Genomic DNA, 23,502 nt, shown 5'->3' with positions numbered 1-23,502 from the left:
TCTGCTGGGAATTGCCGTCGGGTAGCAGCTTCCCATGCTCCGGAGGTATCCGTTTCCGGTCCGGGCACGTGTCTTACGTAGGATTGGTGACCGACGAACACGCTGTTCGGCATTTTTGTGAAAGGAAACCAGTGCTGCGCACCCACCTCGCCGGCTCTCTTCGAGCCGAGCACGTCGATCGAACAGTCACACTGACGGGTTGGGTGGCGCGTCGACGCGATCACGGCGGTGTCATCTTCATCGATCTGCGGGATGCATCCGGCGTCGCACAGGTCGTCTTCCGTGAGGGCGATGTCGCCGAGCAGGCACACCGTCTGCGGGCCGAATACGTCGTCAAGGTGACCGGCAAGGTCGAACAGCGCCCCGAGGGCAACCAGAACTACGAGATTCCCACCGGTGCGATCGAGGTCGACGCGACGGACATCGAGGTGTTGTCGGAGAGCGCACCGCTGCCGTTCCAGCTCGACGACCAGCCGGGTGAGGAAGCGCGCCTGAAGTACCGCTACCTGGATCTCCGACGCGAAGGCCCTGGGCACGCGATCCGGCTGCGGTCGCAGGTCAACGCGGCCGCGCGTGGCGTCCTCGCACATCACGAGTTCGTCGAGGTGGAAACCCCTACGTTGACGCGGTCGACGCCCGAGGGCGCCCGCGACTTCCTGGTGCCTGCGCGACTTCAGCCGGGGAGTTTCTACGCGCTGCCCCAGAGCCCGCAGTTGTTCAAGCAGCTGTTGATGGTCGGTGGCATCGAGCGCTATTACCAGATCGCGCGCTGCTACCGCGACGAGGACTTCCGCGCCGACCGTCAGCCCGAATTCACTCAGCTCGACATCGAGATGAGCTTCGTCACTCAGGACGACGTGATTCTGCTCGCGGAGGAGATTCTCGCGGCGCTGTGGAAGCTCGTCGGCTACGAGTTCACTTCCGCCATTCCGCGCATCACGTACGCCGAGTCGATGCGCCGCTACGGCTCGGACAAGCCGGACCTGCGCTTCGAGATCGAGCTCGTCGAGTGCACGGACTTCTTCTCGGACACCACTTTCCGTGTGTTTCAGGCGCCGTACGTCGGTGCGGTCGTCATGCCGGGCGGCGCATCGCAGCCGCGTAAGCAGCTGGACAAGTGGCAGGAATTCGCCAAGCAGCGCGGCCACAAGGGTCTTGCCTACGTGCTCGTCGGCGAGGACGGAACCCTCGGCGGACCCGTCGCCAAGAACCTCACCGACGCCGAACGTGACGGCATCGCAGCACATGTCGGTGCCGCACCGGGCGACGCGATCTTCTTCTCCGCGGGCCCGGTCAAGGCATCGCGTGGGTTGCTCGGCGCAGTGCGTGGTGAGATCGCCCGCAAGCTCGATCTGATCGATCCGAAGGCCTGGGCATTCGTGTGGGTCGTCGACGCGCCGTTGTTCGAGCCTGCGTCCGACGCCACCGCCAGCGGTGACGTCGCCGTGGGTTCGGGTGCGTGGACGGCCGTGCATCACGCGTTCACCTCGCCCAAGCCCGAGTCGATCGACACGTTCGACACCGATCCAGGCTCGGCTCTCGCGTATGCATACGACATCGTCTGCAACGGAAACGAGATCGGTGGTGGCAGTATTCGTATCCACCGCAAGGACATTCAGGAACGAGTGTTCGCGATCATGGGTATCGACGAGGCCGAGGCGCAGGAGAAGTTCGGCTTCCTGCTCGACGCCTTCAGCTACGGCGCGCCCCCGCACGGCGGCATCGCGTTCGGCTGGGACCGCATCACGGCGCTGCTGGCGGGTGTCGACTCGATCCGTGAGGTCATCGCGTTCCCGAAGTCGGGCGGCGGCGTCGACCCGCTGACCGATGCACCGGCACCGATCACTCCGTTGCAGCGCAAGGAATCCGGCATCGACGCGAAGCCGGAGAAGAAGGAAGACGTGAAGGTCGACGCGGACGCCGCTACGGCCTCCGAATAGCGCCGACGGACAAGAGGCCCTCCTACGATCGAATCGTAGGAGGGCCTCTGTGCGTCGGGGCGGTGTTCCGTCAGGCAGGTAGCGAGCGCACGACGACTCGGTACGCGTAGGTCGACGCGATGATCGTGATCGGGATGGTCACGAGCAGGCCGATGAGGCACGCGATGAAGCCGAGGATGTTGATACCGACCAGCGCCAGGGCCAGCAGAACGAGGGGCCCGGCGTTCGACGAGATCGCCCGGAAACTCGACTTGATGGCGGTGATCGCGTCCTCGTTGCGGTCGATGACGAACTGCAACGTCCACCACGTCAGGAACGCCAGGATGATGCCGGGAATGATCAGCAGGACGAAGCCGACCAGCACCAGGATGCCGACGAGGAAGCTCGCGAGAATGATCGCGGCGACGTTGGCGAACTGGAAGAACGATCCGATCGCGGGCTTGTTGCCGTCGACCTCGTGCAGAGCGCCCCGGATCAGCGCCGCCTGAATGAGATAGCCGACGACCGTGCTGATGATGGCGCCGATGATGCCCAGGACTCCGAATGCGGCAGAGAAGTCGTCGGACGTGTTGGTGCCGCCGAAGATCACATTGATCACGATCTGAATGACCGCGGCGATGAGCACGATGCCGATCCAGACGCCCGCGTTGTCCTTGAACCTGTTCCACCCGAACGAAATCGCGTCGCCGACGCTCAACGTCGTGGGCAGTCCACCGCCGTAGCCTGCGCCACCGTAATTCCCCGGGCCGTAGTTACCGGGTGGCGGCGGGTAGTTGCCGGGAGGCGGTGGATATCCGCCAGGGGGTGGGTAGTTGCCCGGAGGCGGTGGATATCCGCCAGGGGGTGGGTAGTTACCGCCGGGAGGTGGGTAGTTGCCGGGAGGTGGGTTGCCACCGGGAGGCGGGTAGTTGCTCGGAGGCGGAGGGTACCCGCCCGGGGGTGGGTAGTTCCCGGGAGGAGGCGGGTAGTTGCCGGGCGGAGGGGGAGTGCCACCACCGGAGGGCGGGTAGTTCTGCGGCGGCGGCGTCGACCCACCATCGGGACGAGCCTTGCCGAGATCGGGTCGTTCTGGATCGGGGTTGTTGCCGTACTGCGGTCCGTCGGGTGGGTTCTCGCTCACGGTCATCACTCCTCGTGGGGGATTCGAACTCGATTGTGCCCCGACTACGGCATGTCGCACACGCCGAGTTGTCGGATCGAGACATGGGACGGAAACGAAATGGGCCCGCCGCCTGGGAGACGACGAGCCCATCCTGCGATGCTGCGGCTGTGATCAGCCGACTTTGACGACCTGCGTGCCACCGGCGAGTTCGTCGTGCTTGCCCTGCTTGGTGGGGCTGGAGTTGATGGTCACCGCGATGACGATGTAAGCGATGAAGACCAGGAGTCCACCGAGCAGAGGAATGATGTTGAGCAGGAGGAACGCGTTGCGCTTGGCTGCCTCTGCCTGCGTCGGATGTCCGCCCGCTGCACCGAGGGTCCGCAGTCCGAGGATCTGCTTGCCGAAGGTCTGCCCGCGGCTCGACTCGAGAAACGTGAAGTATGCGAATCCGAGAAGGGCACTGACGAGTCCGAGGATGAACTGGCCCACGAATCCGCCCGGCGCGATCAGGTAGATGATGAACGCGACGATGCCGACGATGATCCCGTCGATGAGGCGAGCGCCGAAGCGCAGTCCCAGGCTGCCGGGCTGGGCGCCGCCCGGCAACTGCGACCCCGATCCGTAGCCGTAGTTGCCGGCCGCAGGGGGCGGTGGGTAGTTACCGGGTGGCGGGTAGTTTCCCGGCGGAGGGTAGTTTCCCGCCGGATTCTGCGGGTACTGCGGCTGATTCGGATCCGGACTGCCGCCGTACTGCGGTCCATTGGGCGGGTTCTCGCTCACTGACATTCCCCTCGGCTGGAGTAGCTGAATAGTTGCGTATCAGGTCTTTACACACTCGCACGTGAGCGAACCCCATTCACGGGGGAGTGTCAAGCAGTACGCGCGAGGGAGGAGAACGGGCATTCCCGGCGGAAATTCTCGGCAGGCGAGTGTGTCCCGTGAGAACTAAGGTTGTGCATTCGGAACCGGTCCGGGATACGTGAGGGGCTCGCCGTGGGCATCAAGGTCGCACTGGAACACCGAACGAGCTATTCGTTCGATCGAATGGTGCAGGTATATCCGCATGAAATCCGTCTTCGTCCGGCCCCGCATTCGCGCACTCCGATCGAAGCGTATTCGCTGACGATCGAACCTGCGGAGCATTTCGTCAACTGGCAGCAGGACGTTTTCGGAAACTTCCTGGCGCGCGTGGTCTTTCCCGAGCGCACCGATCACATGTCCATCACGGTCGGTCTCGTCGCAGACATGGCCGTGATCAACCCGCTGGACTTCTTCGTCGAGGAGTGGGCGGAGCACTTCGGGTTCGAGTACGAGGAGCACGACCTTCCCGACCTGGAGCCGTATCTACGGCCGGTGGACGAGGACGAGGCAGGATCCGGACCTGGACCCGTCGTCACGGCGTGGGTGGAGAAGCTCGATGCCGCGGTGCGCGAACGTGGCCCGAAGTTCCGGACGATCGACTTCCTCGTGCTTGCCAACAGATCCGTGCTCGAGGACGTCGGCTACTCGGTTCGTATGGAGCCGGGGGTGCAGACGCCCGATCACACGCTGACGTCCGCGGTCGGGTCGTGTCGCGACTCCGCCTGGTTGTTGGTGTCGATCCTGCGGCAGATGGGCCTGGCGGCGCGGTTCGTCTCGGGCTATCTCGTGCAGTTGGCGTCGGACGTGAAGTCGCTCGACGGCCCGTCCGGCCCGCCTGCCGATTTCACCGACCTCCATGCATGGACCGAGGTGTATCTGCCGGGTGCAGGCTGGGTCGGGTTGGATCCGACGTCGGGGCTCTTCGCCGGTGAGGGCCACATCCCGTTGTCGGCGACGCCTCATCCCTCCACGGCTGCAGCCATTTCCGGTGCGACCGGCAAGTGCAAGGCCGAACTGGACTTCTCCAACACCGTCGTTCGTGTACACGAGGATCCGCGCACGACTCTTCCGTACACCGCCGAGCAATGGGCTGCCATTCGAGCCGCGGCCGTCGAACTCGACGAGCGTATGGCCCAGCAGGACATCCGCCTCACGGTCGGCGGCGAACCGACGTTCGTCGCGATCGAGAACCAGGAAGCGCCTGAATGGAACACGACGGCGGATGGTCCGCACAAACGCCTGCTCGCGAGCGAACTCGCCGAGCGTATGCGGACCATCTACGCACCCGACGGTCTCGTGCAGCGCAGCCAGGGCAAGTGGTATCCGGGAGAGCCGTTGCCGCGCTGGCAGATCGGGCTGTTCTGGCGGACGGACGGCGAAGCGCTGTGGCGTGACTCCGATCTCCTTGCCGACCCCTGGTTGCCCGACGACCGTAAGCCCGCACCGGTCGAGATATCGGCGTCGCGTGCCCTGGTGGAGAAGGTGGTCGACGCGTTGGGGCTGCCCGAGTCGCAGGCACGTCCCGCGTACGAGGATCCACTGGTTCGCCTGCTCGATCTCGTTCGGCAGCCGTACGGCGACCCGCCGCGGGACGCTGAAGACATCGAACCCGGCTCGGATTCGGCCGACGTGCGGGCGGAACTGTTGCGGCGGTTGGATTCCAGTACCGACGAACCTGCCGCGTTCGTGTTGCCGATCAGCAGAACGTCCGACGGCACCGGCTGGCAGAGCGCGGACTGGACGTTGCGGCGCGGACGGCTCGTGTTGCTCGAAGGCGATTCGCCCGCAGGTCTGCGGCTGCCACTGAACGCGATCACGTGGGCGGGACGTCCGCCCGAGAATCCTGACGATCCGACGGCGCCGAAAGATCCTCTGCCGCAGCAGAGGACGCAGCGGCCACCCAGGCCGTTGGACCCGGCCGAGGCCCGATACGCCCGACTGGTGGAGTCCAACGACGCTGCTCGCGGAAACGTCGGTGGCACGGACGTGACGGCGCTCGTCGCGGAGGTTCGCGACGGGATCCTGCACGTGTTCATGCCGCCGACGAATCGGCTCGACGACTTCGTCGAACTGGTCTCGCTCGTCGAGAACGCGGCGGCCGCCATCGACACCCCGGTCGTCGTCGAGGGGTACGGACCGCCGTCGGATCCGCGTATCCAGACACTCACGGTCACACCGGATCCCGGCGTCATCGAGGTCAACGTGCAGCCGGCGTCGTCGTGGGCGGAACAGGACGACCTGATGCAGACGCTGTATCACCAGGCTCGACTGTCCCGTCTGAGTACCGAGGGCTTCGACAACGACGGCACCACTCGCGGCACCGGCGGCGGCAATCACATCACCTTGGGCGGTACCACACCGTCCGACTCACCAGTGCTGAGGCGCCCGGACCTGCTCGTGTCGTTGCTGACCCACTGGCAGCGGCACCCGTCGTTGTCGTATCTGTTCTCGGGCAGGTTCATCGGGACGACGTCGCAGGCTCCACGCGTCGACGAAGGTCGAGAGGAAGCGCTCTACGAGCTCGAAGTGGCCTTCAGTGAGATCCAACGTATGACGCTGGGGGACCGGTCGGCGTCGCCGTGGGTCGTCGACAGGGCGCTGCGGCACTTGCTGACCGACATCACCGGCAACACCCACCGCGCGGAGTTCTGCATCGACAAGCTGTACAGCCCGGACAGCACGCGCGGTCGCCTCGGTCTGCTGGAGCTGCGAGGGTTCGAGATGCCGCCGCATCACCAGATGGCGATGGTGCAGTCTCAGTTGGTCCGGTCGATGGTCTCGCGGTTCTGGGACGAACCGCTGAAGGCGCCGCTCATCCGGCACGGCGCGAATCTGCACGGCCGATACATGTTGCCGCACTTCGTGACCGCCGACATAGGACGTGTCGCGGAAGATCTGCGCGAGCACGGCATCGACTTCGACACCAGCTGGCTCGATCCGTTCACCGAGTTCAGGTTTCCGAGGATCGGTACCACCGTCGTCGGGGACGCGGAGCTGGAACTGCGCGGTGCCATCGAACCGTGGAACACACTCGGCGAGGAGTCGACGTCGTCCGGGACCGCGCGCTACGTGGACTCGTCGGTCGAACGTATCCAGGTGAGTGTGGCGGGCGCCGACGTGGGCAGGTATCTGGTCACCTGCAACGGTGTTCCGGTTCCTTTGTTGCGCACCGAGCGACAGGATGTTCAGGTCGCCGGCGTGCGCTACCGGGCATGGCAGCCACCCAGTGCATTGCATCCGACCATCGAAGTGCAGAGTCCGCTGCACTTCGATGTCGTCGAGAAGCAGACCGGTCGTGCTGTCGGTGGGTGCACCTACCATGTCGTGCACCCGGGAGGACGGTCGTACGACGGCCCTCCAGTCAACGCTGTGGAGGCCGAATCGCGGCGGAACGGCAGATTCGAGGAGGGCGGATTCGCCGCAGGCAAGGTCGACGTAGCAAGATTGGTCGAAATGCAGGCTCGACAGTCGATCGACGTCACCGCGCCCGGAATGCTCGACCTCCGGCGTACGGGGGTGTACACCTAGCCCCGGTGTTCATCCCACCCCCACACGGTGACCGACGGCGTCGACGCTTTCGACGGAAGGAACGACGACTCGATGGTGCCCGTCGATACGGTGGATCCCGCTTCGGGGACGGTCGACGGCCGCTCCGACCGGGATGCAGTGTCCGAGCGGATCGTCTCCGAATACCGCACTCGGCGCAGCACGGTGCGCGGCGATGCACGTCACGACGAACTGGTGGGATCCGACGGCTCGGTTCGGCCGCAGTGGGCGGAGTTGATGCACGGTCTCGGTGACGCCGGGCCCGGCGGTGAGCGTGCGCTGCAGTCGCGGGTCCGCCGTCTCGTCGACGACCACGGCATCATCTACAACCCGATTCCGGCCGACGGGTCCGACGGCGTCGTCTCTCCGGTCCGGTGGGGGCTCGACAGCATTCCACTCGTACTGGCGGCGGACGACTGGGATCGGTTGGAAGCAGGGCTGATTCAACGCTCGCGGCTGCTCGACGCCCTGCTGACCGACGTCTACGGGCCGATGAAGACCGTCCGCACGTCACTCGTTCCACCGGAGTTGGTCTTCGGTGATCCCGGTTACCTCCGAGCCGCGCACGGCATCACCATTCCCGGTCCGCGTCAGCTGTTCATCCACGCCGCCGACATCGGCCGCGGCGCGGACGGGCACTTTCGTGTGATCGCCGACCGCACGCAGGCCCCGTCGGGAATCGGGTACGCGCTCGCCGATCGACGGGTCATGTCGCGGGCGGCACCCGAACTGTTCCAGGACATGAACCCGCGTCCGCTCTCGACGTTCGCGCGCGCGATTCGGCTGGCACTGATCGACGTCGCTCCGGCTTCGGCGGAAGACCCGGTGGTCGTGGTCCTCAGCCCGGGTTCGCACTCGGAAACAGCGTTCGATCAGGCGTACCTGGCGACCATTCTCGGGTTCCCCCTCGTCGAGAACGCGGACCTCGTGGTGCGCGACGGGTGCCTGTGGATGCGCTCGCTAGGGAAGCTGCGTCGTGTGGACGTCGTGCTGCGGCGCGTCGATGCCGAGTTCACGGACCCGCTCGACCTGCGGCCGGACTCGCGGCTTGGCATCGTCGGTCTGGTCGAGGTGCTGCGTCGCGGCGCGGTCACCGTCGTCAACACTCTTGGTAGCGGGTTTCTCGAAAGCCCTGCGCTGCATCCGCTTCTGCCTGCGTTGAGTCGCGCGCTGCTCGACGAGGACCTGGTGCTCGACTCGACACCGTCGTACTGGGGCGGGAACGACAACGGTCTGTCGCACATGATCGCGCGCGTACGCTCGCTCGTCTTCACGTCGACCGCTACCCGCAGGACCGTCGTGGGCCACGACCTGTCCGATTCCGATGCCGACACGCTCGTTCGCCGAATTCGGTCGGAACCGTGGAAGTGGGTGGGGCAGGAGGTTCCCGAATTCTCGGTTGCCCCCTCCGGTTCCGGATACGGCGGCCAGGTCGGTGCGGCCGAGGTAGGGATGCGGTTGTTCAGCGTGGCGCAGCGTGTCGGGTACACGCCGATGGCAGGTGGGCTCGGCCGCGTCCTGGTCACCTCGCCCGTCGCCGAGCCGTTGATCACCGTGGCATCGAAGGACGTCTGGGTCCGATCGGCCGAACGTGTGACGCCTGCCGACTCCGCCCCGCACACGCCACCGTCGTCGTTCGAGGAACTGCCGCACTACGCGGCGACCACCGGCGACGTCGTCAGCTCGCCTCGCGTACTGGGCGACCTGTTCTGGCTGGGGCGATACAGCGAACGCGCCGAGGACATGACGCGGTTGCTCATCGCCGCACGCGAACGACTGCAGGACTTCTCGTCGATGCCGTGGCTCGACGGCAGCGACAGCCTGCCGATTCTGCTCGAAGCCGTGACCCGTGTATCCGCGACGGCCCCTGGGTTCTTCGACGAGAAGATCCGAGCCGACGCGGCCGCGGAGATTCGATCCCTGACCCTGTCCGTCGATCGCATGGGATCGCTCGCCCAGTCGATCGACCGCCTCCAGGGGGCTGCGCGGCGAGTCCGCGACCAGTTGTCCAACGACACGTGGGCCGTGCTGGCCAGGATCGACACGGCGCTTGCGGACCTCGACGGCTCGGAGGGCAACGGAGCTCAGCTCGCCGCGTCGCACACGTCGGTGTTGCGTGGGTTGCTGTCGCTCAGTGGCCTCGCGTCGGAATCGATGGTGCGCGACGCGGGCTGGTACCTGATGGATGCGGGCAAACGCATCGAACGAGGCCTGCAGTTGACCGCGCTGCTATCGGCGACCATCGGTCACGCGCTGACGCCGTCGACCGAGCAGGCCGTGATCGACTCCGTGCTGTCGGCAGCCGAGTCCTCGGTGATCTACCGTCGTCGCAACCGTGGGCGTGCCCGACCTGCGGCCGTCGCGCAGCTTCTGCTGTTCGACGAGGGAAATCCGAGGTCGCTCGTGTATCAGCTCGACCGACTCAAGCACGACCTCGGCTCGCTGCCCGACGCGTCGGGCACCTCGCGCCCCGAGGTGCTCGTCGAGCAGATGGCGGTTCGGCTGCGCAGAGTCGACCCGGGCGATCTCGAGTCGGTCGACGCATCCGGCCGACGCGCGGAGTTGATCGAACTCGTCGACGGTATCCATACGCAACTCGAAGAACTGTCGTCCGTCGTGCTGTCGACCCACATGGTGCTGCCCGGCGGGACTCAGCCGCTGTGGGGCTCGGTCGGCAGGCGACGGGTTCGCGCAGCCGATCGCGGACACGACGAGGACAGGGCATGAACAGGCGTTATCGGATCAAACACATCACCACCTACACCTACTCCGACCGAGTGACGTCGTCGTACGGTCGCGGTTTTCTCGCCCCCCGCGACACCGACGCTCAACGATGCGTCGAGAAGTCGGTGACGGTCGAGCCGGCGCCCACCGATCAATCGTTCGGAGTCGACGTCTACGGCAACGAGGACGTCTACTTCCACGTCACCACGGACCACGAGAAGCTCGTCGTGACCGCCGATTCGCTCGTCGAGGTCGAGCCGCCGACGGACGCCGATCTCGGCGCGTCGGTGCACTGGGAGTCCGCCCTTCCGCGGCAGCTCGGTTCCGACGCGGCGACCGCAGTCGAGTTCGTGCTCGATCTGCCGGTCCCCGAGATCACCGACGCGGTCCTCGAGTACGCCGAGCCGAGCTTTCCGCCTGGGCGGGATCTCCGCGACGCGATCGTCGACCTCACGCATCGCATCTTCACCGATTTCACGTACGAATCCGGATCGACGACGGTCTCGACCACGGTGGCCGATGTCCTCGACGCCAGATCCGGCGTCTGCCAGGACTTCGCGCGACTCGCCATCGCATGTCTGCGCGCGAAGGGCCTGGCCGCGCGGTACGTCTCGGGATATCTCGCCACCGAGCCGCCGCCGGGAAAGGAACGCATGATCGGTGTCGACGCGACCCATGCCTGGGCTGCGGTGTGGACACCGGACGGCCGATGGTTGGCGTTCGATCCGACCAACGACCAGTTGGTCGACGAGCGTTACGCGACCGTTGCGTGGGGCCGCGACTACGCGGACGTGCCGCCGCTGCGGGGCGTCATCTACACCGAAGCCGAGACGAGCACGATTTCGGTGTCGGTGGACGTTGCACCCGTGACCTGAGCATCGACGCCGATCGTGATGCAACCGCGACAGGATCGAGGCCGAGCTCGCCCGGAAAGCGTCCGATTCGTTGTGGGCGAGCGGGCACAGTTCGTCGGAGGGACCGGGTACCTTGGTAGCCGATGACCGCAACATTGGCAGACCCTGTCTCAGAGGTAGTAGCAGCCGCACAGCAGTTGCTCACCAAGCGCACCGGCGCACCCGTCACACTCGTCGATCCGATCGACCTGGGTGGCAGTGGCCAGGCTGTCGTCCTTCGTGTTCGGGTGGCAGAGAATCCATTTCAGCTCCCGCGCACATTGGTGATCAAACAGCTGCGTGAGACGGCCACCGATGCGGACGTCCATGCGAGCGCGCAGACCACCGGCAGTCAATCGGCATTTCTCCGTGAGGCGGCGTCGTATCAGTTCGCCACGGCGCTGGCCACAGATAGCCGTCCCGGCCCCGATCTGCTTGCCTACGACATCGACGCTCGACTGCTGGTGCTCAGCGATCTGGGAGACGCGTCGCCCATCACCGCTCTGCTGAAGCATTCCGATGCAGCCTCGGTCACCAACTCGCTGATGGCGATGGCGCAGGCGCTCGGTCGTATGCACGCAGCAACCGTCGGTCGTGAAGAAGACTTCGCCGCGCTGCTGCGTCGTGTGGGCCTGCCCGCCGCGGACGACGGCATTGCAGCACAGATTCCCGATGCACTGGCCACCGTCCCGCGCATGCTCGCCGACGAACTCGAGCTCGGCGAGACACCCCGTGCAATCCTCGATCGCGTCGAGCGCAGCGGACGCCTGTTCGCGCACGGGGCTTTTCGCGCGTTCAGCCCGGCCGATCTGTGCCCCGACAACATCATCGTCAACGAGGAAGGTGTTCGCTTCCTCGACTACGAGTGGGGTGGTTTCCGCGACGCGACCCTCGACATCACTTATGCGCTGGCGTCGTTCCCAGGCTGCCTGTGCCACTTCGATCTGTCGGAGGAACGCGCGCAGGCGATGATCGATGCGTGGCGTGCCGAGGTCGTCGGAATCTGGCCGCACCTCGCGGACGATCAGGTGTTGGCGTCGAAGATCCTCGACGCACAGCTCATCTGGGTGTGGCTGTCCACCTACTGGTTCCTGCCGAACGATCACGCTCGCATCGCGGCGGCCAGAGAACACCATCTGTCGGTTCCCCGCTCGGCTGCTCTGGTGTCGCGGTGGACCGTGCTGGTCGACCAGGCGGTGCGCACCGGTGCCTCCGATGTGGCGGAATTCGCGAGCCAGGTCGTTGCAGCACTGCGCGTCAAGTGGGACCGGTGAGCATCGGTCGGTCCGGCTCGGTAATCTTCGAGCAGTGAGCACAGGTTTCGGCGCAGGATTCGACGACGACGCCGAAGAGAACGGGTTGTTCGAAGCACCGCAGGCGGAAGAAGACCCGTTCGTGCCGGAGTCGACGGCGTCGGAGACGCCTCGTCCCTACATTCGGCCCGACGCACCGCTCGCCGTACGAATGCGACCGGTCTCGCTCGACGAGGTCGTCGGCCAGTCTCATCTGCTCGCTCCCGGTGCGCCTCTGCGACGGCTCGTCGACGGATCCGGCGCGTCGTCGGTGATGCTGTACGGCCCGCCCGGCACGGGCAAGACCACGCTGGCATCCCTGATCTCGGGCGCGACCGGACGCAAATTCGAGGCGTTGTCCGCGCTGTCGGCCGGTGTCAAGGAAGTGCGCGGCGTCATCGACCTCGCCCGTCGCAGGCTGACCGTCGGTGAGCAGACCGTTCTGTTCATCGACGAGGTACACCGATTCTCCAAGACACAGCAGGATGCGCTGCTGGCCGCCGTCGAGAACCGCATCGTGCTCCTCGTCGCGGCGACCACTGAGAACCCGTCGTTCTCGGTCGTGTCTCCCTTGCTGTCGCGATCACTGGTTCTTCAGTTGCAGCCGTTGAGCGCCGACGACATCGAACTGCTCCTTACTCGCGCGGCCAACGATCCGCGTGGTCTTGATGGCGCCGTCGCGATCGACGAGGACGCGATGGCGCATCTCGTGCGGTTGGCGGCAGGCGATGCGCGTCGGGCGTTGACCGCGTTGGAAGCCGCTGCCGGGGCCGCATCGGGACCGGTGTTGGATCTGAAGACCGTCGAGGCGAGCGTCGACAAGGCCGCCGTGCGCTACGACCGCGACGGCGACCAGCACTACGACGTCATCAGCGCGTTCATCAAATCCATTCGAGGATCCGACGTCGACGCCGCCCTGCACTATCTGGCCAGGATGATCACGGCTGGGGAGGACCCGAGGTTCATCGCACGTCGACTGGTCGTCCACGCCAGCGAGGACATCGGCATGGCCGACCCGACCGCGCTGCAGACTGCCACCGCAGCCGCGTCCGCCGTGCAGTTGATCGGCATGCCCGAGGCGAGGCTCGCATTGGCGCAGGCGACCATTCACCTCGCGACGGCACCGAAGTCGGGCGCGGTGATCGCCGCGCTCGGCGCCGCCATGAGCGACGTCGCGGCCGGCAAGTCCGGATCGGTGCCGCCTCATTTGCGCGACGGGCACTACAAGGGGGCCGAAGCGCTCGGCAACGCGGTCGGCTACAAATACCCGCACAACGACCCGGGCGGGGTGTTGCGTCAGCAGTACCCACCCGACGAGTTGGTCGGCATCGACTACTACGAGCCGACCGATCACGGCGCCGAACGGGAGATCGGCACACGCGTCGGCAAGCTTCGGCGTATCGTTCGCGGACGGTAGCGGTGGGCCGGGTGGGGCTGACGCATGTTCCGATCCCGGCGCGTTAACCTGTACCAGTGCAAACCCATGACATTCGCAGGCGTTTCCTCGACCACTTCGTGAAGGCCGGGCACACCGAAGTGCCCAGCGCCTCGTTGGTGCTCGACGACCCGAACCTGCTGTTCGTCAATGCGGGCATGGTGCAGTTCGTTCCGTACTTCCTCGGTCAGCAGACCCCTCCGTTCGCGACCGCGACGTCCGTCCAGAAGTGCGTGCGCACGCTCGACATCGAGAACGTCGGCATCACGACGCGGCACAACACTTTCTTCCAGATGGCCGGAAACTTCTCGTTCGGCGACTACTTCAAGCGCGACGCGATCCGGCACGCATGGTCGTTGCTCACCTCACACGTCGACGACGGCGGTTACGGATTCGACCCCGAGCGCATCTGGGTCACCGTGTACCTCGACGACGACGAGGCGATCGCACTGTGGAAAGAGCTCGCTGGGATTCCCGACGAGCGCATCCAGCGTCGCGGCATGGCCGACAACTACTGGTCGATGGGCATCCCCGGCCCGTGCGGTCCGTGCTCGGAGATCTACTACGACCGTGGACCCGAGTACGGCGTCGACGGCGGACCCGAGGCCGACGAGGATCGCTACATCGAGATCTGGAACCTCGTCTTCATGCAGAACGAGCGCGGCCAGGGCATCAGCAAGGACGACTTCGAGATCCTCGGCCCGCTGCCGAAGCAGAACATCGACACCGGCATGGGCGTCGAACGTGTTGCGTTCCTGCTGCAGGGCGTCGACAACGTGTACGAGACCGACCTGGTCCGTCCCGTCATCGCCAAGGCAGAGGAATTGACCGGCCGCGCCTACGGCAAGAACCATGCCGACGACGTCCGCTTTCGTGTCATCGCCGACCATGCGCGTACCGCCGCGCTGCTGATTTCCGACGGCGTCAATCCCGGCAACGACGGTCGCGGCTACGTGCTGCGCCGGTTGCTGCGTCGCATCGTTCGCTCGGCCCGGTTGCTCGGTGCGCCGGATCAGACGATGGCTCAGTTCATCACCGTCGTCCGGGACACGATGGCCGAGTCCTACCCGGAACTGGTCACCGGTTTCGATCGCATTCTCACCGTGTCCGTCGGTGAGGAGACTGCGTTCCTGAAGACATTGACGTCCGGGTCGAAGTTGTTCGAGACCGCAGCCGACAGCGTCAAGGCGTCCGGTACGTCGACCATCGGTGGGGCAGAAGCGTTCGCGCTGCACGACACCTACGGCTTCCCGATCGACCTGACGCTCGAGATGGCCTCGGAAGCGGGATTGACCGTCGACGAAGAAGGTTTCCGCTCGCTCATGGCCGAGCAGCGTCAGCGCGCCAAGGACGACGCCCGCGCGCGCAAGCACGCGCACACCGACCTGTCGGTGTACAAGGATTTCGTCGATCGCGGACCGACCGAGTTCACCGGTTTCGACGAGTTGTCCTCCGAGGCCAACGTTCTCGCGTTGATCTCCGGCGGCGTCCGTGTCCCGACGGCTACCGCGGGCGAATCGGTCGAGGTCATCCTCGATCGGAGCCCGCTGTATGCGGAGTCCGGCGGCCAGATCGCCGACATCGGCACGATCAGCGCCCCCGGCCTACAGGTGAAGGTCAACGACGTCCAGAAGATTGCCAAGACGGTCTGGACCCACAAGGTCACGGTCGAGACCGGGCAGATCACCGAGGGTGACGTGGTGCGCGTCGACGTCGATCCCGCGTGGCGCAAGGGTGCGACACAGGGGCACTCGGGTACACACATGGTGCACGCAGCGTTGCGACAGGTGTTGGGCCCCAACGCAACTCAGGCCGGGTCGCTCAACAAGCCCGGCTACCTTCGGTTCGATTTCTCGTGGCAGGGCGGGCTGTCGGAGTCCCAGCGAGCCGACATCGAGGCCGTGACCAACGACGCGATCGGCGCCGACTTCGCCGTCAACACGTCGATCACCGATCTCGACAGCGCCAAGGCGATGGGCGCGATGGCGCTGTTCGGTGAGAACTACGGCGATCGCGTACGCGTCGTCGAAATCGGTGGGCCGTTCTCGATGGAACTGTGCGGTGGTACCCACGTGCAGCATTCGTCCCAGATCGGACCGGTGACGTTGCTCGGTGAGTCGTCCGTCGGATCCGGTGTTCGCCGCGTCGAGGCGTTCGTCGGTCTCGATTCCTACCGCTACCTCGCGAAGGAGCGCGCCTTGCTGGCAGGCGTCGCGTCGTCGCTCAAGGTGCCGACCGAGGAAGTGCCTGCTCGTATCGAGTCTCTCGTCGAGAAGCTCCGTGTCGCGGAGAAGGAACTCGAGGCGGTCAAGGCCGCGAATGTTCTTGCGTCTGCAGGCGATCTTGCGGCATCCGCCGAGCGCATCGGCGCTGTGCGGGCCGTCGTCGCACAGGCACCGGACGGTGTGGGTGGCAACGATCTTCGTACCCTCGCTGCCGACGTCCGTGGGCGGCTCGGATCCGATCCGGCCGTGGTCGTGCTGTTCGGCACGGTCGACGGCAAGGTTCCGTTCGTCGTGTCGGCGAACCAGGGCGCACAGGACGCGGGCGTCAAGGCCGGTGAACTCGTGTCGAGCTTCGGCCCGGCGATCGGTGGCCGCGGCGGCGGCAAAGGGGACACCGCACAGGGCTCCGGGTCCAATCCGGACGGCATCGCGCAGGCTCTGTCCGGGGTGCGCGCTCGAATCTCGGAACTCGCCTGAAGATCGTGACCGACCCCGCCGGACAGTCGCCTCGTCCGTCTCGCAGCCGTGTGCCCGACCGCCCGGGCGACGACGACCCCGGGCTCGGTCGACGTATCGCCATCGACGTCGGCAGTGTGCGGATCGGTGTCGCGTCGAGTGATCCCGGTGGGGTGCTCGCGACACCGGTCGAGACGGTCGCTCGTTCCAAGATCAAAGGCCCCGATGCTCCCGACGTGGCCCGAGTCGTTCAGATCGTCGAGGAGTACGAGGCCGTCGAGGTCGTCGTCGGCCTGCCGCGCACACTTCGGGGCGAGAGCGGCTCCGCGGTGAAGGCCGCCGAAGGATTTGCTCGCACACTGGGACGACGTCTCCCCGGCGTGCCGATACGCATGGCGGACGAAAGATTGACTACCGTGACTGCGGCGCGCGCACTTCGAGAAAGCGGAGTGCGAGCCAAAGCTCAGCGCTCGGTGATCGATCAGGCCGCCGCCGTGGCGATCCTGCAGGGGTGGCTCGACGAGCGCTCCAGTCGACTGAGCGCGGCACGCACCACCAGCACCGAAGACACAGGTCGAACTCCGGAGGCCGGCGAGTGAGCAACCACAGGTCCTTCGACCGCGAGCGGTACGAGGACGAGCTTCATACCGATCCGATCGGTTACCGATCCGACGAAGGCAGCGAGTTCCATCGTGCCGTGCACGGTTCCGGTCCTCGTGAGGTCGGACGCAGCCGTGCCCAGGTGCGACAGGAACGCGCCGCACGCAAGCGCAAGCGTCGCGGACGCACGATCGGTCTGGTGCTGGGTCTGATCGTCGTCGTCGCAGCAGTGGGTGGAGGTTACGCCGTGTTCGATCGAATGACCGGTGGATCCGGTGCACCGGAGGATTTCGCAGCGGGCAACGCAGGTCCCTCGGTCGTCGTCCGGGTACATCCGGGTGACACCGCCGAGCAGATCGGTGCCGACGCAGTCGACAAGGGCGTCGTCGCGAGCACCGGCGCATTCATGGGTGCCGCCGTGCAGAGTTCGTCGATCTCGTCCGTACAACCGGGCTTCTACCTGCTGCCGAGCAACGTCCCGGCGACCGAGGCCGTCGACGCACTCGTCGATCCGTCCGCCCGGGTGGGAAGCGTCGTGATTTCCGAGGGTCGCCAGCTGCACGATTCGCGTGACGTCAACACCGATGCAGTGAAGAAGGGCATCTACACACTGTTGTCCGAGGCCAGCTGCATCGACACGACCGGAAGCGGTACGCCGACGTGCATCTCCAATCAGGACTTCAACGCGGCCGGGGCGGCGGAGGATTCGTCGACCCTCGGAGTTCCCGAATGGGCGTCGCAGAGGGTCAGCACGGTCCCCGACCGGGACCGCCAGTTGGAGGGACTGATCTCCGCGGGTAGCTGGGACTTCGATCCGACCGCGTCGCCGACCGAGATCTTGCGGCAGTTGGTGAGCGACTCCGCGAGCACGTACGAGAGCACCGGGATTCTGACGGCAGGCGCCAGCTCGGGGCTCGACCCGTATCAGACGTTGGTGGCAGCCTCGCTCGTCGAGCGTGAGTCGCTTCCGCAGGACTTCAGCAAGGTCGCGCGCGTCATCATCAACCGACTCGCGGAACCTCAGAAACTCGAATTCGACTCGACGGTCAACTACGCACTCGACACCACCGAAGTTGCGACCACCGACCTGGACCGGGCCACGGTGACGCCGTGGAACACCTACGCGATGGAGGGCCTGCCCGCCACACCCATCGCGTCGCCGAGCGTCGCCGCGGTCGAGGCCGTGGAAGCACCGGCGGACGGAGATTGGCTGTACTTCGTGACCATCAACACCGCGGGTGAAACGCTGTTCACCCGTAGCTACGACGAGCACCTCGCCAACATCACCAAGGTCGAGGACGGCTTCCTCGACAGTGGGCGCTGACACGGTGCGCGCTGCAGTTCTGGGCAGCCCGATCGAACATTCCAAGTCGCCGCTGCTGCACCTGGCCGCGTATCGAGCCTTGGGTCTCGACGATTGGACCTACGAGCGGATCCTCTGCACGGGTGAGCAACTGCCCGGACTCGTCGGCGCTCTCGGCCCCGACTGGATCGGACTGTCGGTGACCATGCCAGGCAAGGTCGCCGCTCTCGAGTTCGCCGACGTGCGGACGGAACGGGCCGTCCTCGCCGGATCCGCGAACACGCTCGTGCGGACGTCGTCGGGATGGCGTGCCGACTGCACCGACGTCGACGGCGTGACCGGCGCACTCGCCGAAGCGGGTGTCGTCGATCTGTCCGGACGCCCGGTCCTCGTGATCGGGGCAGGCGGTACGTCGCGTCCGGCCATCGTGGCCCTCGCGGGCCTCGGTGCGTCGACGGTGACCGTCGTCGCCCGGTCCGCCGACCGCGCGCGCGACACGCTCGCATGCGCCGAGGCGTCGGGGATGGCTGCCGACTTCCTGCCGATCACCGACGACGGTGTGGCACGCGTGGCAGACCGGGCTGCAGTGGTCGTCAGTACCGTTCCGGCCGTCGGGGTCGCATCCGTCGCAGCCGCGGTCGCTCACGCACCCGTCGTACTCGATGCGATCTACGATCCGTGGCCGACGCCCCTCGCGACGGCTGTCGATGCAGCAGGCGGCACGGTGATCTCCGGTCTGCAGATGTTGCTCAATCAGGCGTACGGCCAGGTCGAGCAGTTCACCGGTCGCCCGGCGCCCCGAGAGGCGATGCGCGCCGCGATCTGATTTCTCCACAGCGTTCGGTGTGTCCACAGCCCGAAGTACGACCAGGGCTTTCGCACATGGGTGCGCCGCTGACTCCGCGACCATGCACGCATGCACTCGTCGAATGTCGTCGTACTACTCGGATGGGCCGCTGCAGGCGCCGTCGCCGGATATTTCACGACAAGGATGCTGCGCCGAAGTGCGCCGGACCTGCGCCCGACAGGTGCGACGCCGTTGCTGGCGTTCGTCTGGCCTGCGGTGTCGCTGTTCGGCGGTGCTCCCGCCGTCGCCGTCTTCGGCTGGTGGTGTGTTTGTCTGTCCAGCATCGACGTGGGATCCCGCCGATTGCCGAACACACTGACGGCGACCGGAGTGCTCGCGATCGGTCTGTACGCGGTGGCCGTCGACCGGTTCCCGTCGATGTTGGCGGGTGCTGCCGGGCTGTTCGCGTGCTATCTCGTCGTGCATCTGTCGTTGCCTCGGGCGCTCGGGGCGGGTGATGTGAAGCTGGCGTGGGCATTGGGGGGAGTGGCGGGCATGGCGGGGGTCGACGCGTGGGCACTCGGTGCAGTCGCCGCGCCACTGCTCACCGGCCTCTGCGGCGCGGTACTGAGCGGGTCGGGCAGACGGCACGCACGGGTGCCGCACGGGCCCGCGATGTGCGCGGCGACCCTGCTGGCACTCGCGACGTGACGGACGTGAAAAGATAACGCAGTGCTGCGCTGGATAACTGCCGGAGAATCTCACGGTCCCGCCCTCGTGTCCATCCTCGAAGGAATGGTTGCGGGTGTCGAGGTGACCTCGGACGACATCGCGTCTCAGCTGGCGCGCCGACGCCTCGGTTACGGGCGCGGCGCCCGCATGAAGTTCGAGGCGGACAAGGTGACCATCACCGGAGGCGTCCGCCACGGCCGGACACTCGGCGGTCCCGTCGCGATCGAGGTCGGCAACACCGAGTGGCCCAAATGGGAACAGGTCATGTCGGCGGATCCGATCGACGAGTCGGTCCTGTCGGACCTCGCGCGCAACAGCCCGCTGACGCGTCCGCGTCCTGGGCACGCCGACTACTCCGGAATGCTGAAGTACGGGTTCGACGACGCCCGTCCCGTTCTCGAACGCGCGAGCGCCCGTGAGACCGCGGCCCGCGTCGCGATCGGTACCGTCGCCCGGCAATTCCTCAAGCAGGCGTTCGACGTCGACGTCGTCTCGCACGTGATCTCCATCGGTGCGTCGGACCCCTACGTCGGCCCCCCTCCCGCCGGGGACGATCTGGATGCGATCGACGCAAGTCCTGTCCGCGCATTCGACAAGGCGGCCGAGGAATCGATGATCTCCGAGATCGAAGCCGCCAAGCGAGACGGTGACACCCTCGGTGGCGTCGTCGAGGTCGTGGTCCACGGTCTGCCGGTCGGGCTCGGTTCCTTCGTCAGCGGCGAACGACGGCTCGATGCGCGTCTCGCCGCGGCTCTCATGGGCATCCAGGCGATCAAGGGCGTAGAGGTGGGCGACGGATTCGAGACCGCCCGCAGGCGAGGAAGCGCCGCGCACGACGAGATCAAGCCCGGCCCCGACGGTGTGCTGCGCTCGACCAATCGTGCGGGTGGCATCGAGGGCGGCATGACCAACGGGGAGGCGCTGCGCGTCCGCGCCGCGATGAAGCCGATCTCGACGGTGCCGCGCGCACTGTCCACCGTCGATATGTCCACCGGTGAGGAAGCCGTCGCGATCCACCAGCGCTCGGATGTGTGTGCTGTGCCCGCGGCCGGTGTCGTCGCCGAGACGATGGTTGCTCTCGTCGTCGCTCAGGCTGCGCTCGAGAAGTTCGGGGGAGACTCGCTCGCAGAGACGATCAGCAACGTCGACCACTACGTGAAGGGCACCGCCGCCCGACCGCCGCGATGAGTCCGTACGCGGTGTTGATCGGCCCGCCCGGCGCCGGAAAATCGACCATCGGCCGCCGCGTCGCGCAGGCGCTCGAACTCGAGCTTCTGGATACGGACACCGCCATCGAACGGACCACCGGGCGCACTATCCCGGAGATCTTCGCCGAGGACGGCGAACCGGCGTTCCGCGTCATCGAGGAGCAGGTCGTCGCAGATGCTCTCGCGACGCACACCGGAATCGTCTCGCTCGGTGGTGGATCGATACTGTCGGAGCGGACTCGAACGCTTCTGTCGCGCGAGACCGTCGTCTACCTGGAGATCAGCGTCGCGGAAGGTTTGCGTCGTACCGGTGCCAACACCGCGCGGCCGCTGCTGTCCGGCCCCGACCCGCGCACGAAGTACCAGAATCTGATGCGCACGCGGAGACCGCTGTACCGGGCCGCCGCGACCATCCGGGTACGTACCGACGGTCGCAGCCCTGGTCGTGTCGTCACACAGGTCGTCGCGAAACTGAAGCAGCTCGACGAACAGGCAGGTGTCCCGACACCGCCCAGCCGCACCGACCGAATCGAATGAAGGGGAGAGTATGACCGAACCCGTACGCGTCACAGTCGAGACCGCCGCGCCGTACCCGGTGATCATCGGCCGTGGGCTGCTGACCGATCTGGTCGACGAGTTGGCAGGCACGGCGACCGTCGCCATCTTCTATCAGCCGCCGCTGGCGGAGACTGCCGAAGCGGTCCGAGAGGCATTGGCAGCCAAGGGAATCGACGCTCATCGGATCGAGATCCCGGACGCCGAGGACGGTAAGGAACTGGCCGTCGCAGGTTTCTGCTGGGAGGTGCTGGGCCGTATCGGTCTGACACGCAGCGACGCCATCGTCAGTCTCGGTGGGGGAGCCGCAACCGATCTCGCCGGTTTCGTCGCGGCGACGTGGATGCGCGGGGTGAAGATCGTCCACGTGCCGACGACGCTGCTCGCGATGGTCGACGCGGCCGTCGGCGGCAAGACGGGCATCAACACCGAGGCAGGCAAGAACCTGGTCGGTTCGTTCCACGAGCCGGCGGCCGTCTTGATCGATCTCGCGACTCTCGAGACCGTTCCGAGGAACGAGATCGTCGCCGGGCTCGCGGAGGTCATCAAGACCGGTTTCATCGCCGACCCGGTCATTCTGGACCTGATCGAAGCCGACCCCGAGGCTGCGCTCGATCCGAAGGGAACCGTTCTCCCCGAACTGATTCGGCGTTCCGTCGAGGTCAAGGCGCGTGTCGTCGCGGCCGATCTGAAGGAATCGAACCTTCGCGAGATCCTGAACTACGGCCATACTCTCGGCCATGCCATCGAACGACGCGAGCGCTACCGCTGGCGTCACGGCGCGGCCGTCGCGGTCGGTCTGGTGTTCGCGGCAGAGCTCGGCAGGCTGGCAGGACGTCTCGACGACGCCACCGCCGATCGTCACCGCAGCATTCTGAAGGCGGTGGGACTGCCCACGACCTACGACTCCGACGCGTTCGGTGATCTGCTCAAGGGCATGCAGACCGACAAGAAGAATCGTGCGGGGATGCTTCGCTTCGTCGTGCTCGACGGTCTGGCCAAGCCGGGACGGCTCGAAGGCCCGGACCCGAGCCTCCTCGTCGCCGCCTATTCGGCGATCGCGCGAGATGACGCGGGCCCGTCGAGCACCGGCATTCTGCTCTAACTGTCCTTCTTCGTCGCGCTGGGGTCGACGGCCGGGAACACTTCGGTGTCGGCGGAGTCGTCGGCCCAGCGCGTGCTGTCCTGAGAGTCCGCTGCGCGCGGTGTCTCAGGTGCTCGGGACGATTCGGCTGCGCCGCCTGCGCCGACCAGATGGCGGTCGTGACGCTGCTTCTCACGTTCGGCGTCGGTCGCGGCAAGCTTCTTCTTCGCGTCGCGGCCTGCGAGCAGGCGACCGAGGAACACGGCGATGGTCGCCGGGATGAAGATGACGAGGATCGTGAACGCAGCTCCCGACGTCAGCTCGAAGAACAGCGAATTCTGGCCCAGGCTGAAGTCGACGATGAAGCCCACCAACCAGGACAGCAGTCCGGCGAGCAGCCCTCCGACGACGGCGGCCTTCAGCCACACCATGGTCAGATCCTTGCCGTACTCGGGGTCTGGATTGGCGTGACGATCGCGGATGCCGTCGATGCCCGCCCACACGACGACGGACAGCAGCACGGCGGCCATGCCGACCCACCGCAACTGCGACCCGTGCAGTGGCCACTGTGCGACTGCTGCCCCCAGCAGTATTCGCACGCCTACGTTGATCAGACCCATTCCGATTCCGCGCACAACCCACCCAGTCATGGGCTCAGCCTATCCCTACTCGTCGGTAAGTGTGTCCGGCCCCACAGAAATCGATCTCGTATGGCGTCGACGAACCGCCGCACCCGTCCACCGATGCGGGCAGGGATAG

At 66.2% G+C, this 23,502-nt stretch carries 17 protein-coding genes; 14 read left to right on the top strand and 3 right to left on the bottom strand.

Going from position 1 to position 23,502, the window contains the following annotated elements:
- Nucleotides 1-131: 131 nt before the first annotated feature.
- Nucleotides 132-1,940, top strand: a complete 1,809-nt coding sequence (gene aspS, locus CHB96_RS00985; protein ID WP_089242707.1) for an aspartate--tRNA ligase — start codon at nt 132-134, stop codon at nt 1,938-1,940.
- A 70-nt stretch (nt 1,941-2,010) separates the two neighbouring features.
- On the opposite strand, the gene CHB96_RS00980 is transcribed toward aspS, so the two are convergent.
- Nucleotides 2,011-3,066 carry a DUF2189 domain-containing protein gene (locus tag CHB96_RS00980; RefSeq protein ID WP_442978048.1) on the bottom strand — a complete coding sequence of 352 codons (1,056 nt, stop codon included), beginning with the start codon at nt 3,064-3,066 and terminating at the stop codon, nt 2,011-2,013.
- A 147-nt stretch (nt 3,067-3,213) separates the two neighbouring features.
- Complete coding sequence (locus tag CHB96_RS00975; RefSeq protein WP_245865121.1) at nt 3,214-3,822, bottom strand: RDD family protein; 609 nt, start codon at nt 3,820-3,822, stop codon at nt 3,214-3,216.
- A 213-nt stretch (nt 3,823-4,035) separates the two neighbouring features.
- Here CHB96_RS00975 and CHB96_RS00970 point away from each other — a divergent pair, with 213 nt between their 5' ends.
- From CHB96_RS00970 to aroB, 13 genes are all read left to right on the top strand, one after another.
- Nucleotides 4,036-7,431, top strand: a complete 3,396-nt coding sequence (locus CHB96_RS00970; protein ID WP_089242706.1) for a transglutaminase family protein — start codon at nt 4,036-4,038, stop codon at nt 7,429-7,431.
- Between the two features lie 72 nt (nt 7,432-7,503).
- Complete coding sequence (locus CHB96_RS00965; protein ID WP_089243028.1) at nt 7,504-10,176, top strand: circularly permuted type 2 ATP-grasp protein; 2,673 nt, start codon at nt 7,504-7,506, stop codon at nt 10,174-10,176.
- Nucleotides 10,173-11,048, top strand: coding sequence for a transglutaminase family protein (locus CHB96_RS00960; protein WP_089243027.1), 876 nt, complete (start codon nt 10,173-10,175; stop codon nt 11,046-11,048). Before CHB96_RS00965 ends, CHB96_RS00960 begins: the two co-directional genes overlap by 4 nt.
- Before the next feature lie 122 nt (nt 11,049-11,170).
- Nucleotides 11,171-12,340, top strand: coding sequence for a protein kinase family protein (locus CHB96_RS00955; RefSeq protein ID WP_089242705.1), 1,170 nt, complete (start codon nt 11,171-11,173; stop codon nt 12,338-12,340).
- A 34-nt stretch (nt 12,341-12,374) separates the two neighbouring features.
- The gene (locus CHB96_RS00950) at nt 12,375-13,775 is read left to right on the top strand and encodes a replication-associated recombination protein A (protein WP_089242704.1); all 1,401 of its coding nucleotides are present in this window, start codon (nt 12,375-12,377) and stop codon (nt 13,773-13,775) included.
- Between the two features lie 56 nt (nt 13,776-13,831).
- Complete coding sequence (gene alaS / locus CHB96_RS00945) at nt 13,832-16,495, top strand: alanine--tRNA ligase (RefSeq protein WP_089242703.1); 2,664 nt, start codon at nt 13,832-13,834, stop codon at nt 16,493-16,495.
- 50 nt (nt 16,496-16,545) lie between these two features.
- Nucleotides 16,546-17,073 carry a Holliday junction resolvase RuvX gene (gene ruvX / locus CHB96_RS00940; protein WP_371828974.1) on the top strand — a complete coding sequence of 176 codons (528 nt, stop codon included), beginning with the start codon at nt 16,546-16,548 and terminating at the stop codon, nt 17,071-17,073.
- Nucleotides 17,070-18,398 carry an endolytic transglycosylase MltG gene (locus tag CHB96_RS00935; protein ID WP_089242701.1) on the top strand — a complete coding sequence of 443 codons (1,329 nt, stop codon included), beginning with the start codon at nt 17,070-17,072 and terminating at the stop codon, nt 18,396-18,398. The genes ruvX and CHB96_RS00935 overlap by 4 nt, the downstream gene beginning before the upstream one ends.
- A gap of 4 nt (nt 18,399-18,402) precedes the next feature.
- Nucleotides 18,403-19,203 carry a shikimate dehydrogenase gene (locus tag CHB96_RS00930; protein ID WP_089243026.1) on the top strand — a complete coding sequence of 267 codons (801 nt, stop codon included), beginning with the start codon at nt 18,403-18,405 and terminating at the stop codon, nt 19,201-19,203.
- Nucleotides 19,204-19,446: 243 nt separating this feature from the next.
- Nucleotides 19,447-19,875, top strand: coding sequence for a prepilin peptidase (locus CHB96_RS00925; protein WP_342746235.1), 429 nt, complete (start codon nt 19,447-19,449; stop codon nt 19,873-19,875).
- A 21-nt stretch (nt 19,876-19,896) separates the two neighbouring features.
- Nucleotides 19,897-21,084 carry a chorismate synthase gene (gene aroC / locus CHB96_RS00920; RefSeq protein WP_089242700.1) on the top strand — a complete coding sequence of 396 codons (1,188 nt, stop codon included), beginning with the start codon at nt 19,897-19,899 and terminating at the stop codon, nt 21,082-21,084.
- The gene (locus tag CHB96_RS00915; RefSeq protein WP_089242699.1) at nt 21,081-21,641 is read left to right on the top strand and encodes a shikimate kinase; all 561 of its coding nucleotides are present in this window, start codon (nt 21,081-21,083) and stop codon (nt 21,639-21,641) included. Before aroC ends, CHB96_RS00915 begins: the two co-directional genes overlap by 4 nt.
- A 10-nt stretch (nt 21,642-21,651) precedes the next feature.
- The gene (gene aroB, locus CHB96_RS00910; RefSeq protein WP_089242698.1) at nt 21,652-22,764 is read left to right on the top strand and encodes a 3-dehydroquinate synthase; all 1,113 of its coding nucleotides are present in this window, start codon (nt 21,652-21,654) and stop codon (nt 22,762-22,764) included.
- Here aroB and CHB96_RS00905 read toward each other — a convergent pair.
- Nucleotides 22,761-23,393, bottom strand: coding sequence for a B-4DMT family transporter (locus CHB96_RS00905; RefSeq protein WP_089242697.1), 633 nt, complete (start codon nt 23,391-23,393; stop codon nt 22,761-22,763). The genes aroB and CHB96_RS00905 overlap by 4 nt on opposite strands.
- Nucleotides 23,394-23,502 lie beyond the last annotated feature (109 nt).

The organism is Rhodococcoides kyotonense, assembly GCF_900188125.1.
Classification (GTDB): Bacteria; Actinomycetota; Actinomycetes; order Mycobacteriales; family Mycobacteriaceae; genus Rhodococcoides; species Rhodococcoides kyotonense.
The sequence above is the reverse complement of the archived record's forward strand: the minus strand, read 5'-3'. Positions and strand labels throughout refer to the sequence as shown.

Coding starts and splice junctions, on each gene's coding strand:
- CHB96_RS00980 (WP_442978048.1), bottom strand. CDS start 3,066: ATGACCGTGAGCGAGAACCCACCCGACGGACCGCAGTACGGCAACAAC.
- CHB96_RS00915 (WP_089242699.1), top strand. CDS start 21,081: ATGAGTCCGTACGCGGTGTTGATCGGCCCGCCCGGCGCCGGAAAATCG.
- aroB (WP_089242698.1), top strand. CDS start 21,652: ATGACCGAACCCGTACGCGTCACAGTCGAGACCGCCGCGCCGTACCCG.
- CHB96_RS00905 (WP_089242697.1), bottom strand. CDS start 23,393: ATGACTGGGTGGGTTGTGCGCGGAATCGGAATGGGTCTGATCAACGTA.
- CHB96_RS00960 (WP_089243027.1), top strand. CDS start 10,173: ATGAACAGGCGTTATCGGATCAAACACATCACCACCTACACCTACTCC.
- CHB96_RS00955 (WP_089242705.1), top strand. CDS start 11,171: ATGACCGCAACATTGGCAGACCCTGTCTCAGAGGTAGTAGCAGCCGCA.
- CHB96_RS00965 (WP_089243028.1), top strand. CDS start 7,504: ATGGTGCCCGTCGATACGGTGGATCCCGCTTCGGGGACGGTCGACGGC.